This is a genomic window from Alpinimonas psychrophila (assembly GCF_014137865.1).
GTDB classification, from domain to species: Bacteria; Actinomycetota; Actinomycetes; order Actinomycetales; family Microbacteriaceae; genus Alpinimonas; species Alpinimonas psychrophila.
On sequence record NZ_JACGWU010000004.1, the window covers coordinates 49303 to 73229 of the forward strand.

Consider the following 23927-nt stretch of genomic DNA (forward strand, 5'->3'; position numbering starts at 1 on the left):
CGGCCGATCACACGACCATGGCGGCAACGAGGTCGGCCACCGCGACAGAGGCGCCTCAACCTCAAAACAAATTCACAGAAATGAGTGAGTAGCGTTGACATGCCAACGATGGATAGACGTGAGCCCACGTCGCACAAGAATGACTAACCCACGGGAGAGCGAAAAATAATGCGCGCAACAATGATTTATGGAGCCGGCGACGTTCGGGTCGAAGACGTTTCTTACCCTGTGCTAATGCACGCCACGGATGCCATCGTGCGCATCGTACGTGCCTGCGTGTGCGGCAGCGATCTGCACGGGTACGGCAATCGGCCGGCAGACGCGCCGGGCAAAGCAATGGGACACGAGTCCATTGGAATCGTAGAAGAAATCGGTTCCGACGTGCACAAAATCAACGTCGGGGACTTCGTCATTGTTCCCTTCGCCTACTCGGACGGCACCTGCGAATTTTGCGTCGAGGGTCTGCAGACCTCGTGCCGTCACGGCGGTTACTGGGGCAACGGTGATGTGGGCGGCGGGCAGGCCGAAGCCGTGCGCTCGCCTTTTGCCGATGGCACCCTCGTCCCGGTTCCGGGAACGGTAGATCCTGCCCTCTATCCGTCACTATTAGCCCTCACCGATGTCTACGGCACGGGTTTTCACGCCGCCTTCAAGGCTCGTGTCAACTCGGCCACGACCGTCACTGTGATTGGCGATGGCGCCGTCGGCCTCATGGCGGTTCTCTCCGCCAAGCGCCTAGGTGCCCAACGCATTATCTTGATGGGGCGTCACACAGTTCGTACCGATCTCGGTGTTCTCTTTGGTGCCACGGATGTCGTCGCCGAACGCGGTGCCGAAGGAATCGCTCGCGTGCTCGAACTCACCAAGGATGATGGCACCCACACCGTGCTGGAGGCCGTCGGTTACCGCGAGGCCTATGACATGGCAGTTGGTGTCGTTCGTGCCGGTGGTGTAATCAGTCGAGTGGGAGTGCCGCAATATGAGGAAGCCCCTATCGGCAGCCGTTCACTCTTTAGCCGCAACATCACGTTGACCGGTGGCCCCGCTCCGGTTCGCGCTTACATAGAGCAGCTCTTGCCTGACGTACTCTCGGGCAAGGTGAACCCCGGCCTGGTCTTCGATAAGACGGTCAGTCTCGAGAATGTGGCCGAAGGCTATGCGGCGATGGCCGAGCGCACCGCGCTGAAGGTGATTGTTGCACCCTAAGCGGATTCTGCAAAGGGGTCTGCAATGCCAATGTAGACCGTCTCTAGATACTCTTCGATTCCCTCAGAGCCTCCTTCGCGGCCGAGCCCGGAAGCCTTGACTCCACCAAACGGGGCGGCCGGGTTGGAGACGATTCCCGTGTTTAGGCCGAACATTCCGACCTCAAGGCGCTCACTCAATCGCAATGCTCGGTTGAGGTCGCTGGTGTACGCATAGGCAACGAGACCATATTCGGTGTCGTTGGCGATCGCGACGGCTTCGGCTTCATCCTTAAACGAGACGATGGGCGCGACGGGGCCAAAGATTTCATCGTGAAGTACCGAGGCTTCGCGGGGAACATCAATAAGAACAGTGGGCGGGTAGAAGTACCCTTCCCCCTCGGGCATTTCTCCTCCGGTCAGAACGCGCGCGCCTAGCGAGGTGGCATTTTTGACCATGGCATGAATGTTATTTCGGCTCTTGGCGTCGATCATGGGGCCAATCTGGGCGCCGTCAGTCGTGCCGCGAGCGACGGTCAGTTGCGACATTTTTGCGGTCAGTTTTGTCGCGAACTCGTCAACAATACTTTCATGAACGATCAGACGGTTCGCCGCTGTGCAAGCTTCGCCCATGTTTCTGAGCTTGGCAATCATCGCTCCGTCGACGGCTTTGTCAACGTCGGCGTCTTCAAAGACGAGGAACGGAGCGTTGCCGCCTAGTTCCATTGATACCCGCAGGACATTGTGAGCTGAGTCTGCGATGAGGCGTCGCCCCACCCCCGTCGACCCCGTAAAGGAAAGCTTGCGCAGGCGTTCGTCCGCGATGACAGGGCCGGTAACGTCACCGGCTCGGGTCGTTTGCACGACATTAAGCACTCCTGCAGGAATTCCGACCTCCAGCATGACCTGCGCAAAAAGCAGGGACGTGAGCGGAGTGAGCGCTGCAGGCTTGAGGACCATGGTGCATCCAGCGGCAACAGCGGGCGAAATCTTACGCGTAGCCATGGCGAGGGGGAAGTTCCAGGGGGTGATGAAAAGACTGGGACCCACGGGTCGCTTGTGAACCAGGATGCGCATTTTTCCATCGGGAGCAATACCGTAACGCCCGGAGACGCGGCTCGCTTCCTCGCTGAACCAACGCAGGAATTCGGCACCGTAAGCAACTTCACCCCGAGCCTCGGCAACGGGTTTTCCCATCTCGAGGGACATCAAAATGGCAAAATCGTCTGCGAGTTGCGTCACGCGTTCGAAGGCAGCGCGGAGAATTTCTGCACGATATCGCGGGGCCGTTTTTGCCCAGCCGTCTTGCGCTGCTGCGGCCGCATCCAGCGCCAGCATGCCGTCTTGGGCTGCGGCATCCGCAACGCTGGCCAGCACGAGTGACGTGGCAGGGTCAATAACATCAAACGTGCGTCCGTCGCTGGAGTCGCGCCATTCGCCATCAATGAGGATTCCCTTGGGAACGCTGGCAAGAACGCGGGCTTCGTCGGCCGAAGTGGTACTCATAGAACAATCTCCAGAATTGAAAGGACCTGAGCGTGGGTTGGCTGCTCAGGATTATTTGCTGTCACGGAATCATCGATTGCATCCTGCGCCAAAGACGACAGGTGCTCACGGCCAATGCCAAAGTCACTCAGTTTGCCAGAGAGCCCGACAGTTTGGACGAGTTCGGCGATGCGGGCAATTGCCCGATCCCCATTAATTGCGTCCGAAGACGATGTTTCACCCACTCCCAAGGCAAACGCAAGACGCGCGACGCGGTGAGGACGCCACCGAAGGTTGAAACGCATGACCTGCTCAAAAACAAGGCACAAGGCAACTCCATGCGGAATGTTAAACTGGCCGCCGAGGGCATGACCGATTCCATGCACGAGGCCAAGCCCTGTATGAGAGAAACCAACTCCCGCAATGTGGGATGCGAGCAACATCTGAGATCGTGCTTCGAGATTTTCGCCGTTTGTGACCGCCGTGAGAATGTACGTATTCACCATGTCAACTACTTGCAAGGCAATTCCATCGGAATACGGATTCGATCGTGCAGATAGATAGGACTCTGTGGCATGGACAAGGGCGTCCATGCCCGTTGCCGCAGTCGCCTTGGGAGGAAGCCCCACGGTCAACTCGGGATCGAGAATGGCGGCCTTAGCGAGGGCGCTGGCATGCCCCACATAGAACCGTCGATGCGTCTTCTCGTCGGTAATAACACCGAACGCGTTCACCTCGGAGCCCGTTCCCGCCGTCGTGGGGATAGCAATAATAGGAATGCCATCATTTTCAAAGGCAGTGGAGTAATCCAAGGCAGTTCCGCGAGCCGGGTTCACCGCGCCGAGGGAAACACCCTTCGCGGTGTCCATGGCCGAGCCTCCGCCGAACGCTATCAAAATGTCACAACCGGCTTGTGCAGCGACATCGGAACCTTCGTCAACACAGGCCGTCGTGGGATTGGGCGTCACGCCACCAAAGACGGTCACGGTGAGGCCGGAACCGAGAAGACTAGAGCGAACCTTCTCGAGCAGTGGCGAACTCGCGAGAAAAGGGTCGGTCACAATAAGAGCAGAAGTCGCGCCGGCCGCAACGGCGAGCTGCCCAACCTTCGCCACCGAGCCGAGACCGAAGTGTGCCGTTGGTTTTGGATCAAGCACTAGTTCGTAGGAGGTGAGATCACGGGTCTCACGGTCACCCCGAGACTCATGGGCGCTCAAACCGATACCTCGATGCGAAGTGCCTGACGAATCAAGTCTTCATAGAGACGCACGGGGGTCATTTCCCCCGCCAAATCTCCATACTGGGCTTTCGCGCGACGGAAAATTTGTTCCACCAAGCTACTCATTTCGACGGGAACATTGAGCGATCGAGCAAGCTCGGTGTGTAGCCCTAAGTCTTTGCAGGCCAAGGCAATGGCAAAGCCCTCGTCGTAGTCGCCGTTTTGCAGAACACTCAACACATCGTTCTCGACAAAGTTGGAGTTTGCGGGGCTGGCAATCAATGACTGGCGCAGGACCTCAAGATTGACACCTGCTTTCACGCCGACGGCAAGAACCTCCGTGGTAGCGACCAAGTGTGAGAACCAGAGTTGGTTGATGGCGAGTTTTACGGCATAACCGGTGCCGGGAGCGCCAACTTGCAGCACCTTCTGGGCATCACCCATGGCGTGAAAGACGTCGCGCATCATGGCAAACTCGTCGTCGTTGCAGCCTGCAAAGATTTGGAGCATGCCCGTTGAGGCACCTACCGACATGCCACTGACGGGGGCATCAAAGATGTGCAGCCCGCGCTCCCATGAGTTTGCCCGAGCAATTTCGAGAACCTCAGGAACAGATGTCGACATATCGACCCAGTACCCACCGTCTCGCATACCCGAAAGGATTCCGTTGGCGCCCAGTCCGACGAGGTCGACATGTTTGGGTGTTGGAAGCATCGTGATGACGACATCAGAGAGCCGTGCGACTTCGGCAGGGGTGTCCGCCCAGGTGGCGCCGTTCTCAATGAATGACTCAGCGGCTTCACGTCGAACGTCGTTGAGCACCATGTTAAAACCTGCCAACTGCAGGTTCTTGGTCATGCCAGAGCCCATGTTCCCCAGGCCAATAAAGCCAATGGTGGAGTTTGTCGTGGTGAACATGTTTTCTTTCTCTCTATGAATGAGTGGGCTATGGAGGATGTTGCAGGGGTGATTGCGAAACGTTAACGGAGCCTAGGAGAGGACGTCGGGCCCAAGGTGTAGCCACGTTGTTTTCAACGCAGAATAGGCGTCGAGAGCATGAAGCGATCGGTCGCGGCCGAAGCCAGAATTCTTGAAACCACCGAACGGAACAATGACATCGGAGACATCAAAAGTGTTTATCCAGACTGTTCCGGCACGAATGGACCGCGCGAGCTGATGACCGAGAGTAATGTCTTGGGTCCATACGCTGGCGGCGAGACCGTATTCCGAGTCATTGGCCAGAGCGAGGGCCTCGGCGTCGGAGCTAAAAGTGGAGACTGCCAAGACGGGGCCAAAGATTTCTTCCTGGCCAATTCGCCCCGCGTTGTCGACGTGGTCAAGAATGGTGGGCGCAATGAAGAACCCACTCTCAAGGCCCTCAGCCGGTGTGATTCTTTTTCCGCCCATGGCAAAAGAAGCGTTCTCTTGGCGTGCAACGTCAAAATAGCCCAGCACACGTTCGAGCTGGCGTTCGCTCACGATGGCACTTACTTGCGTGGCCGGGTCGAGAGGGTCGCCGAGGACGAGGGACGATCCCACACGAATGATGGCAGCGAGTAGCTCATCGTGGATTGACTCGTGCACCAGCAGCCGCGATCCAGCGTGACAGGTCTGGCCTGCGTTGTAGAAGATTCCCCACGCAATTGCCGTGGCACACGCCTCCAGGTCTTGGACATCGGCGCGAACAATGTGCGGTGATTTTCCCCCGAGTTCTAAAGCCACCTGCTTGCCGTTTGATTCACCGGCATAGGTTTGAAACAGCCGACCAACGGCTGGAGAGCCTGTGAACGTGATTTTGTCGACGAGAGGGTGACGCCCCAGGGCCTGACCGGCTTCGTTGCCTAACCCGGTGACGACGTTGAATACACCCGCAGGGATGCCCGCCTCATGAGCTAATTCAGCCAGCCGCAGGGCGGAGAGGTTCGTGTTTTCAGCCGGTTTCAACACGACGGAGTTACCCGCTGCCAGCGCCGGAGCAACTTTCCACGACGTAATAATCAAAGGGTAGTTCCAGGGAACAACGGCACCGATAACGCCCAAGGGTTCACGGCTAATAGTGGCCATGGCCGACCGTGGTGTGGGCGCGACCTCGTCGTAGACCTTGTCGAGAGCCTCGGCATACCACCGAAATGTTCGTGCGGCCGTGGGAACGTCAACGTTCAGGGCGTCGCCAATGGGATGCCCTGACTCCAGCGATTCCAGAAGCGCCAACTCTTCGCGGTGCTCCAGAATCAGATCGGAAAACGCACTCAACACCTGCTGGCGGTGTCGTGGATCGGAACGCGACCAGACCCCCGAGTCAAAGGCAGAAGCAGCCGAGCGAACAGCACGGTCTACGTCTTCAACTTGCCCGCGAGCAACGGTCGTAATAACCGTGCCATCCCGGGGGGCAATGGTGTCAAAACGATCACCGCTCTCAGCGGGCACGAAGGCACCAGAAATAAAGAGGTCATTTTTGGGGCTGAGGGCATTCGCCCGCGTGATCCAGTCTTGCCGCGTATCCATGGTTATGTGTGTGTCCTAAATCGTGAAGTGTTTGACGGCCGCGAAATCAATCTCGGCTCCGAGCCCAGGGGCATTCGGAACAACGATGTCACCATCGGCATTCACGGGGGTGGGGGCCAGGAAGAAGTCGCGTCTTTCTATGGTCCACCCTGGAGGATCGAACGGGAACTCGAAGTAGGGTCCGCCACCGACGCCGGCCGAAACGTGCAGGTTGGCGAGAACGCCGAGACCGTTTGTCCAGGAGTGCGGTGTGAACTGGCGGTGCTTGAGCGCTGCCGCATCGGCAATCTGGCGTGCCCGATACATGCCGACTGCCAACACAACATCCGGCTGATAGATATCAAAGGTGTCTTGGTCGACAAGGTGCGCCAGCTCAGCGAGGCTTCTGACCATTTCACCGCCAGAGACTTGGATTCCTACGTGGCTGCGCACTTGCTTGATGCCAACGATGTCAGTTTGAGGGAGCGGCTCTTCTACCCAAAGAACGCCTAGTTCGTGCAACTGTTCGGAAACTTTTCGCACCGTGGCCAAGCTCAGGGCACCGACGATATCCCCCGACATGCGCCACATCTGGTTCATATCCACCATGATGTCGAAATCATCGCCAACTTCGGCGCGCATGGCGCGAACGGTGGCGATGCCTTCATCAAGGTTGTTGCGGGCAATGCGAAGTTTGGCCGCTTTAAAGCCGAGCTGCCTCGCGGCAACTGTGGCGGCAACGCGCTCAGCCGTTGGTCGAAGCTCGCCGAAAGAGGCGTATGCCGGAAGGCGATCTACGGATCCGCCAAACAGTGTTGCCACGGGGAGGTTGGCAACCTTCCCAATGATGTCCCAGAGCGCGGCCTCAAGAGGCCAATAACGACCCCCATGAAAATTAATGGTCTCAATACGCTTGACTTGGTTCAAAATTTCAAGCGGATTAGTTCCAATAAAGAGGTGACGAAAGGCTTCGAAGCCATCCATCGAATCGCCCGAACCGTAACCGATGACACCGTCATCGGTGTGAACGGTTACGAGGGTCGCCTCAAAATTGCGCCGGGGCTCGGGATCCCACGCTGCATTGAACGCGGGCGTCAGCGGCAGATTCATGCGGGTGAGGTCTATCGAGGTGATTTTCACGGGTTATTCCTTGGCTGCAAAAAATGGATTGAAGGGGCGCGATCGGTTATTGAGGACGTCCTCCAGGCGGGGCAAATTCTTGACTCCATTGGAGAGAGCCTCGGCGGTGGCCCGGCGGTTATTGTCGAAGACGGCCTGCTCGTCGTCTGCCTGAGGGTTGACCCAGACGGCGCAAATGATGGCGAACTCGTCGACGGTTTCTGACGGGATATCACCGGCGGCGACAGCATCCGCTACGCCTCCGGCGACACCGGCTTGCGCGGCGCCCCAAATGAGGTTTCCGTGCAGGTCGCTTGCAGCGGCAGCCTTGGTGACGAAAAGCGTCATGGGCTTGACCGGAAGCGACGGTTGAAGAACGACAACGAAGGGGACGTGTCCCTGAGAAGGAGTGGCAAGGGCCGAAGCCCAGGCCACCCCCGCTGGCCCATCACGGTGGCCGTACACAGTGTTGATATGTGCAGCATTGACACCCGAACCAATGAATGATTCGCCAATGTGAAAGGTCATCTCAGTTTTCCTTACGTCGTTTGTTGGTGCGGTTAGTGCTGGTACTGCGGGTCGTGCAGTTAGCCCTTTATCAAGCCCTGCTCGACGAGGAAGGTCCGGGCGATATCGGCAGGGTCGTCTCCGTCGACATCAGCCTTGGCGTTCAGTGTTTGCATGACCTGATCGGTCAGCAAAACCGTCAACTTGTTGAGGATGCCCGCAGTTGCCGGGTACTTATCAAGAGTTGCCTGCATGAGAGTGAAAGCACCTTGGTACACGGGGAAATACGCCTTGTCGTCAGCCATGACGGTGAGATCAAGAGCCTTGATGCGGCCATCTGTTGCGAAGACTTCACCGAAGTTGCAGTCCTTGCCATCAGCGGTCACCGAGTAGATTGCACCGGTGTCGAGCGTGATGGTTGTTGCGCCAGGCATGCCGTAGGTGGTTTTTACTCCAGCCCAACCATCAGGGCGCGCAGCAAATTCGCTTTCGACACAGAAGGTCTGGTCGGCAACAGGCAGCTTGGCAACGTCGGAGAGAGTCTTGACACCGAGCGCTTTTGCTTTGTCGCTTTTAATGGCAAAGGCATACGTGTTGTTGAAGGGTGCTCCGTCAAGCCAAGCGACACCTTGAGTGGCATCGATTTCTTTCACGGCGTCATACTGTGCTTTAACACCGACTACGGGAGCATCCTTTTTGTTGTATGCCAGCCACGATGTTCCTGTGTATTCCCAATATCCGATGAATTCACCGGACGTCAAAGCAGTACGCACGTTGGCAGAACCCACGATGGTCTTGTAGTCAGTTTTGGCACCATTGTCGTTGAGAAGAATGCTGACCATGTTTCCCAGGATGTACTGCTCTGAGAAATCCTTTGCGCCTACGGTTCCTGTCAATCCGGTGAGGGGGGCATCTTTGCCCGCGTTCTGATCGGTTCCTGTCGCAGGGGCGCACCCTGCAAGTGCGAGGCTACCGACGAGAATCGTCGAAGCCACAACGGTCTTCATGCTGCGTTTCATTAGAGCTCCTTAGTTGATGTAATTACCGTTCTTGCTTGCTGAATCTCAAAAACCCCGGATTCAGACACCTTTTGGTCGGAGGTGATCCTCCGCCAGTCCTGCGAGCCAGTCCATTAAGAGCGCGATGCACGAGACCACGATTGCGCCTGTAACGAGGACGGCTGGTCGGCTTAGCTTGAGCCCGACAATGATGACTTCGCCAAGCCCGCCAGCGTTGATGAAGGTCGCAATGGTGGCGACGCCGACGCTGAAAACAAGGGCCGTTCGAAATCCGGCCAGAATGACGGGAACTGCGAGGGGTAGCTCCACCCGACGCAGAATCTGCATCGTTGTCATGCCCATTCCGCGTGCTGACTCAATGACCGACGCATCAATTTGGGATATTCCCACCATGGTATTTCGCAGAACGGGTAAGAGCGCGTAGATCACGAGGGCCGCAATCGCGGTCGGAATCCCAATACCGAAGATCAACGCGAACAAAATAATGACGCCCACCGCGGGGGTCGCTTGGCCCATGTTTGCAATGCCCAGAACAAAGCCTCGCACCCAGCGGTTGTGGGTGTGGCTCAAGATGATCCCGGCGGGAATGGCAATGATTGCGACTAAGAGGGTCGCTGAGACGGCCAAGACGGTGTGCTCCCAGACCCGGGCCAACATGTAGGGCCAGTTGAGGGCGAAAGCTTCAATTTTGTCAGGCTCCCCGCGTGCGGCCAGGAAAATCAGGAGGCCGCCGAGTGCCACGACGATAAGGAGAGGCGTCAGGAAACGCTTCGCAGTGAAGAAACGCTTCTGAGACGGCGCGGTTTGGACGCTCAAGAGTTGGGTCTGGGTTTGCGCCAGATTCGTCACGGAGAATCACACAGCCTTTTCTGGGCTCAAATTCCGAACATCCGCTCCGAGGGCGTCAGAAATTTCTTCAATTCCAATGGCGCCAACAACACGCTCTGCCTCGTCGAGCACCGCAACGGGATGTCCTCCCGCCAAAACAACGCGATCCAGCGCGGTTCGCAAGTTGTCAAAAGTTGCCACGGAGTGGGGCGAAGATGTTGCTGCGGAAGCCGGAAGCAATTTCGCCTGAGCGACATCAATCAGGGCCAGGCTCTTGAGCGCTGCGCCTTGCCCTATGAAAGAGGAGACATACTCGTTTGCAGGATTGGACAAGATGTTGGCGGGCGTATCAAATTGCACAATCTGAGAACCGGCGCTGAGGACGGCGATGCGATCCCCCAACTTCAAAGCTTCATCGAAGTCGTGCGTGACGAAAACGATTGTCTTGTGCATGGACTCCTGCAAGCGCAGGAACTCCAACTGAAGCTTCTCGCGGGTGATGGGGTCCGTAGCACCGAAGGGCTCATCCATCAGCATGACGGGAGGATCTGCGGCAAGGGCGCGGGCAACACCGACGCGCTGTTGCTGGCCACCGGAGAGTTCTTTAGGGTACCGGCGCGCAAAACTTCCGCCGTCGAGCTCAACGAGCGCCAACAATTCTTCGACGCGGTCTGCTGTCTTGTCTTTCGACCATCCCAAGAGATTGGGGACAACCGAGATGTTCTCGGCAATGGTCATGTGGGGAAATAGGCCAATTTGCTGGATGACATACCCGATGTTGCGCCGCAAGAAGCTCGGGTTAAGCGAGAGCACGTCTTGACCGTCGATGATGATTTTGCCCGAGGTGGGCTCGATGATGCGATTGATCATTTTCATGGTGGTTGTTTTTCCGCAACCGGAAGGACCGACCAGCATGATGAACTCACCAGGATTGATGTTCATCGAAAAATTATCCACGGCTGCAGGAGCGCTGGAGTTATAGGACTTTGAAACGTTCTCCAGCGTTATACCGACGCCACTGGTGGAAGTTGTCTTAATCACGGAGGCCCCTTGAGGTTGTTATGCGGGTGATGAGAATAAAGAATGCGTCCAGGACAAGCGCAATGAGAATGACGCAAATGGTGCCGGTAAGAGCAAAGTTGAGCGCGTTCTTGGCGCCCAGCATCGAGAGTCCCTTAAAGATGTAGGTTCCCATTCCAGGACCGGCGACGTAGGCGGCAATCGCGGCAATGCCCACGGCCAGCTGGGTAGCGACACGAAGTCCGGTAAGAATGACGGGCCACGCGATGGGGATTTGCACCGCGAACATTACTTTGAGGGGAGTCATTCCCATGGCGGCCGCAGATTCGAGAACAGCTGGCGAAACTTCTCTCAGCCCCACGATGGTGTTTCGCACAATCGGCAACAGAGAGTACAAACTCAGCGCCACAACCGTGGGGACCCACCCCAACCCCAGAGAGGGAATCATGAGGGCCAGCATTGCCATGGACGGAATCGTCAAAATCACGCCGGCCACAGCAATCACGAAGCCGCGTCCGGTGGGTTTGTTCCACACCAGGATGCCCGCTCCGACGCCCATCACAGCCGCTATGAGAACAGAAATGATCACGACGACGATATGTTGCCCCGTCAGCTCAAGAATTTCCTCGGATTTATTGGCGAGAAACGCCCAAATAAGGCCAAGGTCGTAGCCTTTGCCGCTCATGTATTCCTCTGTCTTCTCGTCTTTGAGAGCCTTTCGGCAAAAAGTGGGGTGTTTCTTCCAGCTGGCTAAACATAAGCCAAGGTTGCTCAGGTCACAACGAGAGTTGCTAATATGTCAACAAGAATTGGTAACGATTGGGTACAAGGAGAAGTTTCATGGTGCAAACGCCGTCACGCACACCGCGCCTCAACACGTCGGGGTTGCGTCGTGATTTGGAATTGCTCGAGGTTCTTGCCACTCCGGAAGCCCTGCGATTAGGAGGTCTCGGTGTTTCGCGAGTCGCTGAAATTACTGGGCGTGACAAGGGACAGATTTCTCGAACTTTGGCAACGCTAGCTGAGACGGGCTTCGTTAGCCGAGATCCGGAGAACGCGAAATATGTTTTGGGCTTCCAGCTCTACGCGCTCGCTGCTCGCACCAGGGAGGCTCGTCTCGTCGAACAAGCCGGTCAGTTCCTTCGCAGGGTTGCGAACCGAACCCATGAGACCGCGCACCTTTGCGTACTGCGCGGCGGTAACGTTCTGACACTCAAAAGCGAGATGTCCAACCAAGCATTTCGCGGAATTGGGTGGGAAGGCGTGAGCGTTCCTGCTTTGCGCACATCCAGTGGCCGAGCACTGATCAGCGACTGGACCAAGGAGGAGCTCCGCGATTGGTACAACGAGCACAGTGCAGATGCCCTTGTCACAAAGAGGGAGCTTCTCAATGGAATCCAGGGAGAGAACGAAGCACTCGGAGCTCTGCCAGATGCCAAACGCTCGAAGATCAACACTTTCGACGACCTCCTCCAAGAAATCACAAATATACGTCGCCAGGGTTATGCCGTTGTTGATGAAGAGTTTGAGATGGGCCTCGTAGGGGCTTCAGCCCCCATCAGAGATTCGTCGAATCGCATTGTGGGTGTCATTAATCTGAGCGCGCCGAAGACAAGGATTGCACCGGTATTGGATCAAGTTGGGATTGTCGTCAGGGAAGTCAGCGAAGAATTTTCGCGGCACTTGGGCGCGACAGCTTCGCTAAAAGCCGCATCGAGCCCTGCTGGGCAATCGCGGAGCCCACAACAATGAGCAGAGCTCCTATGGGGAGGTTCCACGTGAAGGGCTCACCGAGAACGAGCCATCCGATGACCAATGAGACGATGAGTGTGGGATACGTCACCGAGCTTGCGACGGCGCTGCCGGCGCGCTGAACAACGTTGAAATTCCAGACATAGGCAAAGCCGGATGCGACGATTCCCAACAAAGCAAAGCCGATAACGGCACCCAAGGACGGAAGCGCTGTCATCAGGTTGCCCGACGCAAGATAGATAGGCAGGAGGGTGACGGCGGCGAGGATGAGCTGCCAAGTTGCCAGTTTCGAGGCATTGTGGCCCCGCGTGAGGGCGTGCTTGCGGGCGTAGGGGAACGCGAAGGCGTAACACGTGATCGCCCCGAATATGGCGATGACTCCGAGGGGGTCGTTCTGGCCAAAACCGCCCTCACCGACGCCCAATGCCACAAGAGCGCCCCCCAATCCAATGAAAACACCCAGTACTTGACGGTGGGTGGCCCGTTCGCCGCGGAACAACGCGACCATCACCACAAGCGTCATTATCGGGGTCGCAGTATTAACAATGCTGGCAACGACGGTACTGACGCGTTCCTGCGCAAAAGCAAAAAGTAGGCCCGGCACAACGTTGAGCAGTAGCGCCACTACCCACAGGTGCAGAAGTGTTCCTCGATCGATTCGAAAGCTCGTGCGGCCCATGAGCAGTAGTCCAGACAGCGTCAGGGCACCAAGAAGGGAGCGCCAGAAAGTCACCCCGGAGGGGTTCAGAAAAGTGAGCCCCGCGTCAATGAGGAAGAAAGAACTTCCCCAGATCAGCCCCAGAAGAAGGTATTGACCCTTCCAACCATGTTCGTGGGCGGGAGTATCCCCGGGGGTTGTCGTCATGCGCACAGACTACACAGAGCACGATGAAATCAAGTTCGCTGTCGCCACTATTTGATCTGAAGGGGCTCATTCTCACCTCAGTAGCCTGAGACTAAATTTGCCTACTGAAGAGAACGAGACGTTAACATAGCCGACCCAGAACCGTGCCCTCATTGCAGCCGAGCGCGTCGACGGTTTCTGCACGCGCTCGCCGGGTTGCACGCAGGAACCCAATCTGCGAGAATTACTATCCGAACGTCCGGTCATTTATTCGGATGAATTGGGACACGTTCCAGAGACATCGTTGTCGGGAGAAAACATGGCTGAAGCCTACCTCGTTGGAGGAACACGCACCGCTGTCGGGCGTTACGCCGGGGCACTGGCCATGGTTCGGCCTGATGATTTGGCGGCCATCGTTGTTCGGGAAGCCGTGCGCCGTGCCGGGATTGACCCGCAACTCATCGAAGAAGTCATCCTTGGCGCCGCCAATCAGGCCGGTGAAGACAACCGCAACGTTGCACGTATGGCCGTGCTCTTGGCGGGTCTCCCCGACACCGTTCCCGGAATCACTGTCAACCGGTTGTGCGCCTCGGGAATGTCAGCCATCACCATGGCCGCCCAGGCCATTCGCGCGGGCGACGCCGACCTGATCGTTGCTGGCGGTGTTGAATCAATGACCCGGGCCCCCTGGGTTCAGTCCAAGCCGGAACGTGCGTTTGCGAAGCCGGGTGCTCAATTCGATACCTCGATCGGGTGGCGCTTCGCGAACCCCGTTTTGGTGGCCCGCGACAAAGCCACCTTCTCGATGCCCGAGACAGCAGAGGAAGTCGCCCGCCATGAGGGCATCAGCCGCGAGGCGGCAGATGATTTCGCCTATGCTAGCCATCAGCGTGCGATCGCGGCCATCGACGCCGGACACTTTGTCGACGAGATCGTGGCCGTGCCCACCGCTAAGGGTGACGTTCTGGTGGACGAAGGTCCCCGCAGGGAAACCACACGCGACGGCTTGGCCGCCCTCCGAACGGTTGTCCCTGGCGGCAACGTGGTGACGGCTGGCAACTCCAGTTCCTTGAATGACGGCGCCTCGGCGATTCTCGTGGCCAGCGGCGAGGCCGTGGAGCGGTACGGTTTGACCCCCCGCGCGCGCATCGTCACCGGTGCAAGTGTGGGACTCGCCCCCGAGATCATGGGTCTTGGGCCAGTAGGTGCCACGCAGAGGGCTCTCACCCGGAGCGGCCTGTCTATCGAGGACCTCGGGGCCGTGGAGATCAACGAAGCTTTTGCGACTCAGTCGCTGGCCAGCATCCGTCTTCTGGGTCTCGATCCTGAAAAAGTTAACCGTCTGGGCGGGGCAATTGCGTTGGGTCACCCGCTCGGCTCCAGTGGATCACGCCTTATCGTGACGTTGCTTGGTCGCCTCGAACGCGAAAATGAGCGCTACGGCCTCGCCACCATGTGCGTGGGGGTTGGCCAAGGTTCCGCCCTCATTATTGAGCGCGTCTAGTGGGTGCTCTGCAACTGGAGTGGCGTGAGGATCGTGTCATCGCCACGCTTAATCGCCCGGAGACTCGAAACGCCATCGACCAGTCTCTCGTCGATGAGCTGCATGCGCTGTGTGGCGAACTCGAAGACGCCCCCAAGATCCTGATCATCACGGGTTCCGGTGGCGTTTTTGCCTCCGGTGCGGACATCGCCCAGTTGCGGGAACGGCGTGCGGCGGATGCCCTACAAGGCATCAACTCCACCATCTTCGTGCGCATTGCCGCATTGAAGATGCCGGTTATTGCCGCACTGGACGGCTACACCCTCGGCGGTGGTGCCGAGCTTGCGTACGCTGCCGACTTTCGTGTGGGCACGCCCACGCTCAAAATTGGCAACCCCGAAACGGGGCTCGGAATTCTGGCTGCCGCCGGAGCATCCTGGCGTTTGAACGAACTCGTGGGCGAACCGCTCGCAAAAGAAATCTTGATGGCCGGGCGAATCCTCAACGCCGACGAAGCTCTCGCCGTTCGCTTGATAACGGAGATCCATCCGCCAGAGACCCTTCTCGCCGGCGCCCACGCTCTGGCCGACCGCATTGCGAGTCAGGATGCGCTGGCCGTGCAAATCACCAAGGAAGTCTTTCACCTTCCCCGCGAACGACATCCGCAAGCCGACAACGAGGCTCAAGCCGTGTTGTTCGAGTCTCCGGAAAAGTTTCGTCGAATGACTGCTTTCCTCGAGAGGAAAAAACGATGACCGAAAACGTGAGTAACGCGAAAGTCCCGAACCGGGTCGGAGTTCTCGGCGGGGGACGGATGGGTGCGGGCATCGCCCACGCATTTTTGCTGGCGGGAGCCCGCGTCACCGTTGTGGAGCGCAACAATGAAGAGGCGCAAGCGGCCAAGGGGCGGGTTGTTCGGGCTATCGAGGCGAGCATCACTCGCGGGGTCACCGTTGAAACCTTGGAGGCGCTGACGGAGCGTCTCGCCGTCGGTCACGATGTTGCGCTGTTTGCGGGTAGCGATCTCGTCGTAGAGGCCGTGCCAGAAGTATGGAACCTCAAGATCGACGCTCTGACCGGAATCGAAGCCCAGCTCGCCGCCACCGCCGCACTTGCGTCGAACACTTCGTCCATTTCGATCAATGACCTCGCCGCTCAGCTGAAGCGCCCGGAACGATTTCTTGGACTCCACTTCTTTAACCCGGTTCCCGCCTCCGACCTCGTGGAAATCGTGGTCGGCTCAGTAACTCCCGCGGAGCTGACCGCTGAGGCCCAATGCTGGGTTCGCGCACTGGGTAAGACTCCCATCACGGTGAATGATGCTCCAGGATTCGCTTCGTCTCGCCTCGGCGTCGCGATCGGCTTGGAAGCCATACGCATGCTCGAGGAGGGCGTTGCTTCCGCCGAGGATATTGATGCTGCGATGACGCTTGGGTACAAGCATCCGGTTGGCCCATTGAAACTCACCGACATGGTGGGTCTCGACGTGCGCCTCGGCATTGCCGAATACCTGCATGAACGTTTGGGCGCTCGATTCGAGCCGCCAGCGCTCCTGCGCACCCTCGTCGCCGAAGGAAAGCTTGGGCGCAAAACCGGCCAAGGCTTTTACTCGTGGGACAAAGACTGACCTAGCGCCGCCACATCACCCCTCTGCGTCGCCCGAACCCCCTTCAAAGGAGAATCTCCCATGAACAACATTTTGCCTAGTTACGTCAATGATGCGTGGTGGACCCCAGCCGACACGAGCACGGCTGTGGCTGTTCGTGATGCGTCCACCGGTGCCATCGTCGCGAACGTCAGCACCGCCGGTCTCGATCTAGCAGGCGCTCTGGATTACGCCCGCACCGTTGGCCAAGCTTCACTCGGTGAGCTGACTTTTCACCAGCGCGCATTGTTGCTCAAGGAGATGGCGCTCGTTCTCACCGAGCGCAAGAGGGAGCTTTACGCTCTTTCGAGCTGCACCGGGGCAACCAAGATCGACTCCATGGTCGACATCGACGGCGGTATCGGGGTGCTCTTCACGTATTCGTCGAAGGGTCGCCGCGAACTTCCCAACGCTCAGATCTATGCGGACGGCGCTGTCGAGCCGCTGTCGAAGGATGGCTCGTTCCTCGGCCGCCACATCTTCACGAGACTGCCCGGAGTCGCCGTGCAGATTAACGCTTTTAACTTCCCCGTCTGGGGTTCGCTGGAGAAATTTGCGCCAGCCTTCCTCGCCGGTATGCCCACCGTAGTGAAACCCGCCACCCCAACTGGGTATGTCGCGGAGGCTTTCGTGCGCATCCTCGTTGAGTCTGGTCTTCTCCCGGCTGGCTCGCTTCAGTTGGTCTCTGGCAGTGTTCACGACCTGTTTGACCACCTCAAGCTCGGCGACCTCGTTGCCTTTACGGGTTCGGCTTCTACGGCTGAGAAGTTGCGCTCGCACGCCAACGTGCAGGTTGGTGGTGTTCGTTTCACGAGCGAAACCGACTCGATTAATGCCTCCATCTTGGGCACGGATGCCACCCCAGACACCCCGGAGTTCGGGGCCTTCATCAAGCAGGTTGTCACGGAAATCACGGTCAAGGCCGGCCAGAAATGTACCGCTATTCGTCGCGTTATCGTGCCAAATGCGCTCGTGGATTCCGTGGTAGCAGCGGTTACCGAACGCATCGCGGAGCGCATTGTGCTCGGCGATCCTCGCGCTGAGAGTGTCACCATGGGGCCTTTGGCTTCACTGGAGCAGCGCGATGAGGTGCTGCGTCAGGTGCAAAACTTGCGGGCCGCCGGCGGCGAAATCGTGATGGGTTCCACCGATATTCCTGTGGTGCGCGGTCTGGACGGTTCCGTGTTGAATGCGGCTGCCGGTGCCTTCCTCGAACCGATGCTCTTGCGCTTCACCGATGCCCAGGCTGATGCCGTGCACGAGATTGAAGCCTTTGGTCCGGTAGCCAGCGTCATTGGGTACGACACCGTGGCTCAAGCCGTCGACTTGGTTCGCCGCGGCGGTGGATCGCTGGTCACCAGTGTGGCCACCCACGACCCCAAACTGGCCATGGCCTTCATGGAGGGGATTGCCGCCTTCAACGGCCGCGTGCTTTTACTCGACCGCGATGACGCCCGCAGCTCCACCGGTCACGGGTCTCCCGTGCCGCAGCTTGTTCATGGCGGGCCCGGCCGTGCCGGGGGCGGCGAAGAATTGGGGGGCATCCGTGCGGTATTCCACCACATGCAGCGCACGGCAATTCAGGGTTCCCCCGACATGCTCACCGCCATCACCGGTATTTGGCACGCGGGGGCTGCAGTGCAGCATGGTGACCGCCATCCGTTCCGCAAGACCGTGGCTGAACTCTGTCTTGGAGACCAGATTGATTCGGCGGCACGCACCATTACGCTGGCCGACATTGAAGCGTTCGCACACACCACCGGTGACACGTTCTATGCCCACATGGACGAGAAAGCTGCCGCCGCGAATCCCTTCTTCCCGGGGCGCGTGGCGCACGGTTACCTGCTGATCGCGTGGGCCGCCGGCCTTTTTGTTGACCCTGCACCGGGCCCGGTTCTGGCTAACTATGGCTTGGAAAACTTGCGCTTTATCACGCCAGTTTCCCCCGGCGACAGCATTCGGGTGACCCTCACGGCCAAGCAAATCACGCCCCGCGAGACCGATGAGTACGGTGAGGTTCGCTGGGATGCCGTGCTGACCAACCAAAAAGAAGAGATTGTCGCGAACTACGACGTGCTGACCCTGGTGGAGAAAGACTAGGGCAGCTCAGCGCGATTGCAATCCGTTCAAAGCAACGTTGAGCACGTCGTCAGCAAGCTGCAGGGCATCTTCATGCCCAGTGGGCCGGTACCACTCGGCAAGGGAGTTCACCATGCCGAACAGCAGGCGGGTGACAACGCCGGGGTCGATATCGTCGCGCAGAGAACCTTCGTCGCGAGCCGCTGTGACCAGCGCCGTGACGGCGCGGTCAAAGTTACGGCGACGCTCCAGGGCGGCCCGTTCGATGAGCGAGTTGCCGCGAACCCGCAAGAGCAATGTGACATACGGGAGGCGGTCGGTGAGCACGAAGACGGCTCCGCGAAGCACGTGAGAGAGGCGATCAATGGCGCGCCCTTGGAGGGCGCCGTCTTCGAGCAAAACACCTTCGAGGCCGTCGAGGGCTTCGTCCAAAGCCAACTGCAGCAGTTCCTCCTTGGAGGAAACATGGTGATAGATCGCGGCCTTTGACAAGTTAAGCCGGGCCGCCAACACTCCCATGGAGGTCGCGTCATAGCCGAAGTCGTTGAACGCGGCCACCGCCCCTTCGAGGACGGCACGTTGGTCGTAACCGGGGCGGCCGCGCTTGGGCGAAGGACTCTCAGACATCGTGCCTATTATCCCACGCAGGGGACCTACTGTGGCGGCCATGTTCTAGCGCAAGTCGTAGACCCGGCGAAGTTTGCCTTCGCTGCGTGCAAGTTCTCCGGGTTCCAAAATGGTCACCGCGATGCTTGAGCCAATGAGGTCCTTTACCTTCTTGACGAGTACGGTGCAGGCGAGCGTCGAATCCGCCGAACTGGAGCTTTCGTGACGTTCGATGCGCACCGTGAGTTGGTCCATGCGTTCTGGACGGGTGAGCTCAATGACGAAGTGGGGGGAAAGATGGGTGATTCCCAAAACGATCTCTTCAATTTGAGTCGGAAAAAGGTTCACTCCGCGCAGGATGATCATGTCGTCGTTGCGTCCGGTAATTTTTTCCATGCGACGCATTCCGGGCCGACCACTGCCTGGCAGAAGTCGCGTGAGGTCACGGGTGCGGTAGCGAATGACGGGGAAAGCCTGCTTGGTGAGGGAGGTGAAGACAAGTTCGCCAGTCTCGCCATCATTGAGGGGCGCGAGGGTTGCCGAGTCGAGGACCTCAGGAAGGAAGTGGTCTTCCCACAAGTGCGGCCCGTCCTTGGATTCGATGCATTCGCTTCCCACACCGGGCCCCATGACTTCACTGAGGCCGTAAATGTCGAGGGCATCAAAGTCGAGACGATTCTCCAGCTCAAGGCGCATCTGATTGGTCCAGGGTTCGGCACCGAGGACGCCCACCTTGAGGCTGGAGCGACGGGGGTCCATGCCAACTTTCGCCATGGCATCCGAAATGGTAAGCAGGTAGCTGGGGGTGCTCATGATGACGTCGGGTTCGAAATCCCGAATCATTTGCACCTGCTTCGAGGTTTGCCCACCCGACATGGGGATGGCCGTTGCGCCGAGGGCTTCGATGCCAGCGTGGGCACCGAGTCCGCCAGTGAAGAGCCCGTAACCGTAGGCATTGTGCACCTTCATGCCGGGGCGAACGCCAGCGGCACGCAAGCTGCGGGCGACGAGGCCAGCCCACATGCGCAGGTCTTCCTTGGTGTAGCCGACGACGGTGGGGAGACCGGTCGTTCCCGATGAGGTGTGGATGCGGGCGACCTGATCCATGGGGACGGCAAACATCCCGAAGGGGTACGAAACGCGCAGGTCATCCTTGGTGGTGAAGGGTAACTTCGTGACGTCATCAAGCGTCCGGATGTCGTCGGGGTGCACGCCAGCCTCGTCAAACTTGCGCGTATATAGAGGAACGTTAGCGTAGGCGTGGCGTACGGTTTGTTGCAGGCGGGTCAGCTGAAGGGAGCAAATCTCATCGCGCGACATGCGCTCTTCGGGATCGAGCTCGGCAAGGGCCGGTGCGTGAAGTCGAGTCTTGGTCAACGATGACATGTTTGTCCTAACGGTACGGGGGCTTTATTTACCGGCTGAACCGGGAAGAGGAAGGGTGGTTTTGCGGCTGCGCCCGCGGAATTCGGCGATCACGAGGTTGTCTTGGTTCGTGACGGAGACGTCATAGATACCGGAGCGGCCGGCCTGGGTTCTCAGAGCGGCGGTGGCCCGGAGGGTGTCGCCTACGAAGGTCGGCTTGAGAAAAGCAATGTCTGCGCCAGCGGCAAGAGTGATCTGGTCGTCATCGTTGCAGGCATAAGCGAAGGCCGTATCGGCCAGCGAGAAAATAACGCCACCGTGCGTGACGTCAAAACCGTTCAGCATGTCATCGCGAACCGCCATGGAGATAACGGTCAGTCCGGGTTCGTCTCGAGTGACCACGAAACCCAAGTGGTCCGCTACACGATCGCGACGCATCAGCACCCTATTGTCGGGCGGGCGGACATCCGTCATTGTGGTTCTCCTCATTGAGCGAACGGCGTCTCACGTCTCGCACGGGAAAATGTTGCCGACCCGTAAGAGACACTATATACTAACTGGACGTTCGGTTGGTAATAAGTGTGAAAGACAGAGGAGTCGATGATGACAAGCCCCCGGGTTCCCCACCCTATCCGCAGTGCGCTCGGTGCAGGAAATAACGCGAGCCCCACTCCCGAGGAAGAGCAATTCAACGCCTTGATAGAAGCTGACTCTCGCATTGAGCCCCGTGACTGGATGCCGGATGGGTACCGCAAGACACTGATTCGCCAGATTTCGCAGCATGCCAATTCCGAAATCATCGGGATGCAGCCTGAGTCCAACTGGATTACCCGCGCCCCCAGCCTCAAGCGCAAAGCAGTACTCATCGCCAAGGTTCAAGATGAAGCCGGCCACGGTCTCTACCTTTACTCTGCTGCCCAGACTTTGGGAATCTCGCGCGAAGAAATGACGGACCAGCTCATCGCCGGCAAGGCCCGTTACTCGTCGATCTTTAACTATGAAACCCCTACCTGGGCCGATATGGGTTCCGTTGGCTGGCTCGTTGATGGCGCGGCAATCTGCAACCAGGTGCCGTTGTGCCGAGCATCCTATGGCCCGTATGGACGCGCCATGGTGCGCATATGTAAAGAAGAGTCCTTTCACCAGCGTCAAGGATTCGAAATTCTCCTCGAACTCATGAACGGCACCCCCGCTCAACGCGCGATGGCCCAAGAATCTGTGAATCGTTGGTACTGGCCCGCCCTCATGATGTTTGGCCCCCCCGACGACGATTCGCCCAACTCGGCGCAATCCACTGCTTGGAAGATCAAGCGTTTCTCCAACGACGAACTGCGCCAGCGCTTTGTCAACATGCTCGTTCCTCAAGCCGCGGTCCTCGGGCTCACCCTTCCGGACCCTGACCTCAAGTGGAACGACGAGACCGGAATGTACGATCTGGGAGAAATTGATTGGACCGAGTTTCACGAGATTCTCGCTGGCCGCGGTCCCGCAAACGGTCGTCGCCTTCAGCGTCGTCGCGAAGCTCACGAAGACGGACGCTGGGTGCGCGATGCAGCGGCAGCCTATTCCCGTAAGCAAACTCAGGAAATGGCGGTTGCTTCATGACTTCTCCCGGCAACGACGAAAAAGAAATCTGGCCCCTCTGGGAGGTTTTCGTGCGCGCGAGCCGCGGAATCAGCCACACCCACGTGGGGTCCCTGCACGCACCCGACTCGATCTTGGCCGTGCGCAACGCTCGCGACCTTTACACCCGTCGTAACGAGGGAATTTCGGTGTGGGTCGTTCCGGCCGATGCCATCACCACCAGCGATCCGGATGCGAAGGGTGCCTTCTTCGAATCTCCCGCGGGCAAAAACTATCGCCACGCCAGTTATTACACCAAGAGCGAAGGCGTGAAGCACCTGTGAGTGCCAGTAATCTTGGACACGAAGCAGGCATCGACGAACACGGTCTAGACCAACATGGTCACGTAGCCGTGGATGACGTCGTGTTGTCGGCCGAACTGATCGTGGGCGCCTCGGTAGCCACCGCGGACATCGCCGAATACGCGCTCTGGTTGGGGGATGATTCCCTCATGCTGTCCCAGTCTCTGGGCTGGTGGGTTTCACGGGCTCCCGAGCTCGAAGAAGACGTTGCACTCGGCAACATCGCCCTTGACCTGATCGGGCACGCGCGTTCACTCCTGCACTTCGCTGGTTCGGCATCCGGCCGGAGTGAAGACGACTTGGCCTATTGGCGTAACGAACCCGAGTTTTTCTCGGCGCACCTGTTTGAGCAACCCAACGGTGATTTCGCCCACACCATCGTGCGCCAATTCATTGCCTCGCACTACCACTTTGAGCTCTACCGCCGGTTGCAGTCTTCGGGGGATTCCACGCTGGCGGCTATCACGGCCAAGGCTTTCAAAGAGGTCGACTATCACCGCGAACACGCCGACCTATGGATGCTGCGCCTCGCGCTCGGCACCGAGGAATCTCGTGAGCGGCTCATTATCGCGCTGACCGATATCTGGCCGTATGTCGATGAGATCTTCACCGATGAGCCCCTCATCGACCGGTTGGACGGCATTGCCGTTCGTCCGTCGACACTGCGCGACGTCGTCGAAGCAGGCATGCTCACCGTTCTCGCGGAGTGCGAGCTCAAGGAACCCCGCGGCTTCATTTCCTCCGGTGGGGGACGTCGCGGAAAGCACTCCGAGAACCTCGGTTTCATGTTGGCAGAGATGCAGGTACTCGCCCGGGCTCACCCGGGAGCGACATGGTAAACTTCGCCACAATCGCGCGGCCGTTTCCCCACGATGCGGCATCCCGCGAAGCGTGGAACGTTGCCGCGCTTGTCACCGATCCAGAGATTCCCGTTCTCACCATTGAGGATCTCGGGGTCTTGCGGTCGGTTCAGGTGACGGCTGCGGGAACATCCGTGACTCTCACGCCCACCTATAGCGGCTGCCCCGCCATGGATGCCATGAAAACGGATGTGCACACGGCCCTCACGTCAGCCGGTTACAAGAATGTTGCGGTCACGATTGTGCTGAGCCCCGCGTGGACCACCGACTGGATCAGTGACGACGGCAAGGCGAAGCTGGAAACCTATGGGATTGCTGCCCCCAACGGTCACGCAACGGCCCGCCAGCCCGGCGTTGTGCGGTTGCAGATGGCTGTTAAATGCCCGCAGTGCTCGTCGCTGAACACCACGGAGTTGTCCCGGTTTGGGTCTACCTCCTGCAAGGCCCTCTACGAATGCCGCGATTGCCTCGAACCATTCGATTACTTCAAGGTGCTGTAAAAC

At 58.5% G+C, this 23927-nt stretch carries 24 protein-coding genes; 10 read left to right on the top strand and 14 right to left on the bottom strand.

Annotated elements, in window-relative coordinates:
* Positions 1-168: 168 nt before the first annotated feature.
* On the top strand, positions 169-1206 hold the full coding sequence (locus FB555_RS07205; protein WP_182484805.1) for a zinc-binding dehydrogenase: 1038 nt from the start codon (positions 169-171) through the stop codon (positions 1204-1206).
* Here the strand turns inward: FB555_RS07205 and FB555_RS07210 are convergent.
* From FB555_RS07210 to FB555_RS07255, 10 genes are all read right to left on the bottom strand, one after another.
* A complete protein-coding gene (locus FB555_RS07210; RefSeq protein ID WP_182484806.1) occupies positions 1203-2690 on the bottom strand; it encodes an NAD-dependent succinate-semialdehyde dehydrogenase in 1488 nt (495 codons plus the stop codon). The two genes, FB555_RS07205 and FB555_RS07210, sit on opposite strands and share 4 nt — an antisense overlap.
* The gene (locus tag FB555_RS07215) at positions 2687-3886 is read right to left on the bottom strand and encodes an iron-containing alcohol dehydrogenase (RefSeq protein WP_182484807.1); all 1200 of its coding nucleotides are present in this window, start codon (positions 3884-3886) and stop codon (positions 2687-2689) included. The genes FB555_RS07210 and FB555_RS07215 overlap by 4 nt, the downstream gene beginning before the upstream one ends.
* Positions 3883-4806 (bottom strand): NAD(P)-dependent oxidoreductase, encoded by a 924-nt coding sequence (locus FB555_RS07220; RefSeq protein ID WP_182484808.1) that lies wholly within the window; start codon positions 4804-4806, stop codon positions 3883-3885. Before FB555_RS07220 ends, FB555_RS07215 begins: the two co-directional genes overlap by 4 nt.
* Positions 4807-4878: 72 nt before the next feature.
* The gene (locus tag FB555_RS07225) at positions 4879-6393 is read right to left on the bottom strand and encodes an aldehyde dehydrogenase (protein WP_182484809.1); all 1515 of its coding nucleotides are present in this window, start codon (positions 6391-6393) and stop codon (positions 4879-4881) included.
* Positions 6394-6408: 15 nt separating this feature from the next.
* Positions 6409-7512: an enolase C-terminal domain-like protein gene (locus tag FB555_RS07230; RefSeq protein ID WP_182484810.1), complete on the bottom strand. Its 1104-nt coding sequence runs from the start codon at positions 7510-7512 to the stop codon at positions 6409-6411.
* Between the two features lie 3 nt (positions 7513-7515).
* Positions 7516-8019 (bottom strand): formaldehyde-activating enzyme, encoded by a 504-nt coding sequence (gene fae, locus FB555_RS07235; protein ID WP_182484811.1) that lies wholly within the window; start codon positions 8017-8019, stop codon positions 7516-7518.
* A gap of 59 nt (positions 8020-8078) precedes the next feature.
* Positions 8079-9017, bottom strand: a complete 939-nt coding sequence (locus FB555_RS07240) for a glycine betaine ABC transporter substrate-binding protein (protein WP_182484812.1) — start codon at positions 9015-9017, stop codon at positions 8079-8081.
* Between the two features lie 60 nt (positions 9018-9077).
* The gene (locus FB555_RS07245) at positions 9078-9866 is read right to left on the bottom strand and encodes an ABC transporter permease subunit (protein WP_182484813.1); all 789 of its coding nucleotides are present in this window, start codon (positions 9864-9866) and stop codon (positions 9078-9080) included.
* Between the two features lie 6 nt (positions 9867-9872).
* On the bottom strand, positions 9873-10886 hold the full coding sequence (locus tag FB555_RS07250; protein ID WP_182484814.1) for a betaine/proline/choline family ABC transporter ATP-binding protein: 1014 nt from the start codon (positions 10884-10886) through the stop codon (positions 9873-9875).
* Positions 10879-11550, bottom strand: a complete 672-nt coding sequence (locus tag FB555_RS07255; RefSeq protein ID WP_182484815.1) for an ABC transporter permease — start codon at positions 11548-11550, stop codon at positions 10879-10881. The genes FB555_RS07250 and FB555_RS07255 overlap by 8 nt, the downstream gene beginning before the upstream one ends.
* Positions 11551-11705: 155 nt before the next feature.
* On the opposite strand from FB555_RS07255, the gene FB555_RS07260 reads away from it, so the two are divergent.
* Positions 11706-12617 carry an IclR family transcriptional regulator gene (locus FB555_RS07260; protein WP_182484816.1) on the top strand — a complete coding sequence of 304 codons (912 nt, stop codon included), beginning with the start codon at positions 11706-11708 and terminating at the stop codon, positions 12615-12617.
* Here FB555_RS07260 and FB555_RS07265 read toward each other — a convergent pair.
* Positions 12526-13482: a DMT family transporter gene (locus FB555_RS07265; RefSeq protein ID WP_182484817.1), complete on the bottom strand. Its 957-nt coding sequence runs from the start codon at positions 13480-13482 to the stop codon at positions 12526-12528. The two genes, FB555_RS07260 and FB555_RS07265, sit on opposite strands and share 92 nt — an antisense overlap.
* A gap of 298 nt (positions 13483-13780) precedes the next feature.
* Between FB555_RS07265 and FB555_RS07270 the strand changes: the two genes are divergently transcribed.
* The 4 genes from FB555_RS07270 to paaZ are packed head-to-tail and all read left to right on the top strand — an operon-like array spanning position 13781 to position 18689.
* Positions 13781-14965 carry a thiolase family protein gene (locus FB555_RS07270; protein ID WP_182484818.1) on the top strand — a complete coding sequence of 395 codons (1185 nt, stop codon included), beginning with the start codon at positions 13781-13783 and terminating at the stop codon, positions 14963-14965.
* Positions 14965-15699, top strand: coding sequence for an enoyl-CoA hydratase-related protein (locus tag FB555_RS07275; RefSeq protein WP_182484819.1), 735 nt, complete (start codon positions 14965-14967; stop codon positions 15697-15699). Before FB555_RS07270 ends, FB555_RS07275 begins: the two co-directional genes overlap by 1 nt.
* Positions 15696-16571 carry a 3-hydroxyacyl-CoA dehydrogenase family protein gene (locus FB555_RS07280; RefSeq protein WP_182484820.1) on the top strand — a complete coding sequence of 292 codons (876 nt, stop codon included), beginning with the start codon at positions 15696-15698 and terminating at the stop codon, positions 16569-16571. Before FB555_RS07275 ends, FB555_RS07280 begins: the two co-directional genes overlap by 4 nt.
* Before the next feature lie 60 nt (positions 16572-16631).
* A complete protein-coding gene (gene paaZ / locus FB555_RS07285; protein WP_182484821.1) occupies positions 16632-18689 on the top strand; it encodes a phenylacetic acid degradation bifunctional protein PaaZ in 2058 nt (685 codons plus the stop codon).
* Between the two features lie 6 nt (positions 18690-18695).
* On the opposite strand, the gene FB555_RS07290 is transcribed toward paaZ, so the two are convergent.
* From FB555_RS07290 to paaI, 3 genes are read right to left on the bottom strand one after another with little or no spacing between them, the layout of a single operon-like run.
* Complete coding sequence (locus tag FB555_RS07290; protein ID WP_182484822.1) at positions 18696-19295, bottom strand: TetR/AcrR family transcriptional regulator; 600 nt, start codon at positions 19293-19295, stop codon at positions 18696-18698.
* 45 nt (positions 19296-19340) lie between these two features.
* Positions 19341-20660, bottom strand: coding sequence for a phenylacetate--CoA ligase PaaK (gene paaK, locus FB555_RS07295; protein WP_182484823.1), 1320 nt, complete (start codon positions 20658-20660; stop codon positions 19341-19343).
* Positions 20661-20684: 24 nt separating this feature from the next.
* Positions 20685-21113, bottom strand: a complete 429-nt coding sequence (gene paaI / locus FB555_RS07300; protein ID WP_182484824.1) for a hydroxyphenylacetyl-CoA thioesterase PaaI — start codon at positions 21111-21113, stop codon at positions 20685-20687.
* Positions 21114-21239: 126 nt separating this feature from the next.
* Here paaI and paaA point away from each other — a divergent pair, with 126 nt between their 5' ends.
* The 4 genes from paaA to paaD are packed head-to-tail and all read left to right on the top strand — an operon-like array spanning position 21240 to position 23924.
* The gene (gene paaA, locus FB555_RS07305) at positions 21240-22244 is read left to right on the top strand and encodes a 1,2-phenylacetyl-CoA epoxidase subunit PaaA (protein WP_425485605.1); all 1005 of its coding nucleotides are present in this window, start codon (positions 21240-21242) and stop codon (positions 22242-22244) included.
* Entirely contained in the window at positions 22241-22546 is a 306-nt protein-coding gene (paaB, locus tag FB555_RS07310; protein ID WP_182484825.1) for a 1,2-phenylacetyl-CoA epoxidase subunit PaaB, read from the top strand. The genes paaA and paaB overlap by 4 nt, the downstream gene beginning before the upstream one ends.
* Positions 22543-23403, top strand: a complete 861-nt coding sequence (gene paaC, locus FB555_RS07315) for a 1,2-phenylacetyl-CoA epoxidase subunit PaaC (protein WP_182484826.1) — start codon at positions 22543-22545, stop codon at positions 23401-23403. Before paaB ends, paaC begins: the two co-directional genes overlap by 4 nt.
* The gene (paaD, locus tag FB555_RS07320; protein ID WP_182484827.1) at positions 23397-23924 is read left to right on the top strand and encodes a 1,2-phenylacetyl-CoA epoxidase subunit PaaD; all 528 of its coding nucleotides are present in this window, start codon (positions 23397-23399) and stop codon (positions 23922-23924) included. The genes paaC and paaD overlap by 7 nt, the downstream gene beginning before the upstream one ends.
* Positions 23925-23927: the final 3 nt, after the last annotated feature.

Excerpts from the sequence above, each read along its gene's own strand:
- FB555_RS07205 (WP_182484805.1), top strand. The coding sequence starts at position 169 with ATGCGCGCAACAATGATTTATGGAGCCGGCGACGTTCGGGTCGAAGAC.
- FB555_RS07210 (WP_182484806.1), bottom strand. The coding sequence starts at position 2,690 with ATGAGTACCACTTCGGCCGACGAAGCCCGCGTTCTTGCCAGCGTTCCC.
- FB555_RS07220 (WP_182484808.1), bottom strand. The coding sequence starts at position 4,806 with ATGTTCACCACGACAAACTCCACCATTGGCTTTATTGGCCTGGGGAAC.
- FB555_RS07225 (WP_182484809.1), bottom strand. The coding sequence starts at position 6,393 with ATGGATACGCGGCAAGACTGGATCACGCGGGCGAATGCCCTCAGCCCC.
- fae (WP_182484811.1), bottom strand. The coding sequence starts at position 8,019 with ATGACCTTTCACATTGGCGAATCATTCATTGGTTCGGGTGTCAATGCT.
- FB555_RS07240 (WP_182484812.1), bottom strand. The coding sequence starts at position 9,017 with ATGAAACGCAGCATGAAGACCGTTGTGGCTTCGACGATTCTCGTCGGT.
- FB555_RS07255 (WP_182484815.1), bottom strand. The coding sequence starts at position 11,550 with ATGAGCGGCAAAGGCTACGACCTTGGCCTTATTTGGGCGTTTCTCGCC.
- FB555_RS07260 (WP_182484816.1), top strand. The coding sequence starts at position 11,706 with ATGGTGCAAACGCCGTCACGCACACCGCGCCTCAACACGTCGGGGTTG.
- FB555_RS07265 (WP_182484817.1), bottom strand. The coding sequence starts at position 13,482 with ATGACGACAACCCCCGGGGATACTCCCGCCCACGAACATGGTTGGAAG.
- FB555_RS07270 (WP_182484818.1), top strand. The coding sequence starts at position 13,781 with ATGGCTGAAGCCTACCTCGTTGGAGGAACACGCACCGCTGTCGGGCGT.
- FB555_RS07280 (WP_182484820.1), top strand. The coding sequence starts at position 15,696 with ATGACCGAAAACGTGAGTAACGCGAAAGTCCCGAACCGGGTCGGAGTT.
- paaZ (WP_182484821.1), top strand. The coding sequence starts at position 16,632 with ATGAACAACATTTTGCCTAGTTACGTCAATGATGCGTGGTGGACCCCA.
- FB555_RS07290 (WP_182484822.1), bottom strand. The coding sequence starts at position 19,295 with ATGTCTGAGAGTCCTTCGCCCAAGCGCGGCCGCCCCGGTTACGACCAA.
- paaK (WP_182484823.1), bottom strand. The coding sequence starts at position 20,660 with ATGTCATCGTTGACCAAGACTCGACTTCACGCACCGGCCCTTGCCGAG.
- paaI (WP_182484824.1), bottom strand. The coding sequence starts at position 21,113 with ATGACGGATGTCCGCCCGCCCGACAATAGGGTGCTGATGCGTCGCGAT.
- paaA (WP_425485605.1), top strand. The coding sequence starts at position 21,240 with ATGATGACAAGCCCCCGGGTTCCCCACCCTATCCGCAGTGCGCTCGGT.
- paaB (WP_182484825.1), top strand. The coding sequence starts at position 22,241 with ATGACTTCTCCCGGCAACGACGAAAAAGAAATCTGGCCCCTCTGGGAG.
- paaD (WP_182484827.1), top strand. The coding sequence starts at position 23,397 with ATGGTAAACTTCGCCACAATCGCGCGGCCGTTTCCCCACGATGCGGCA.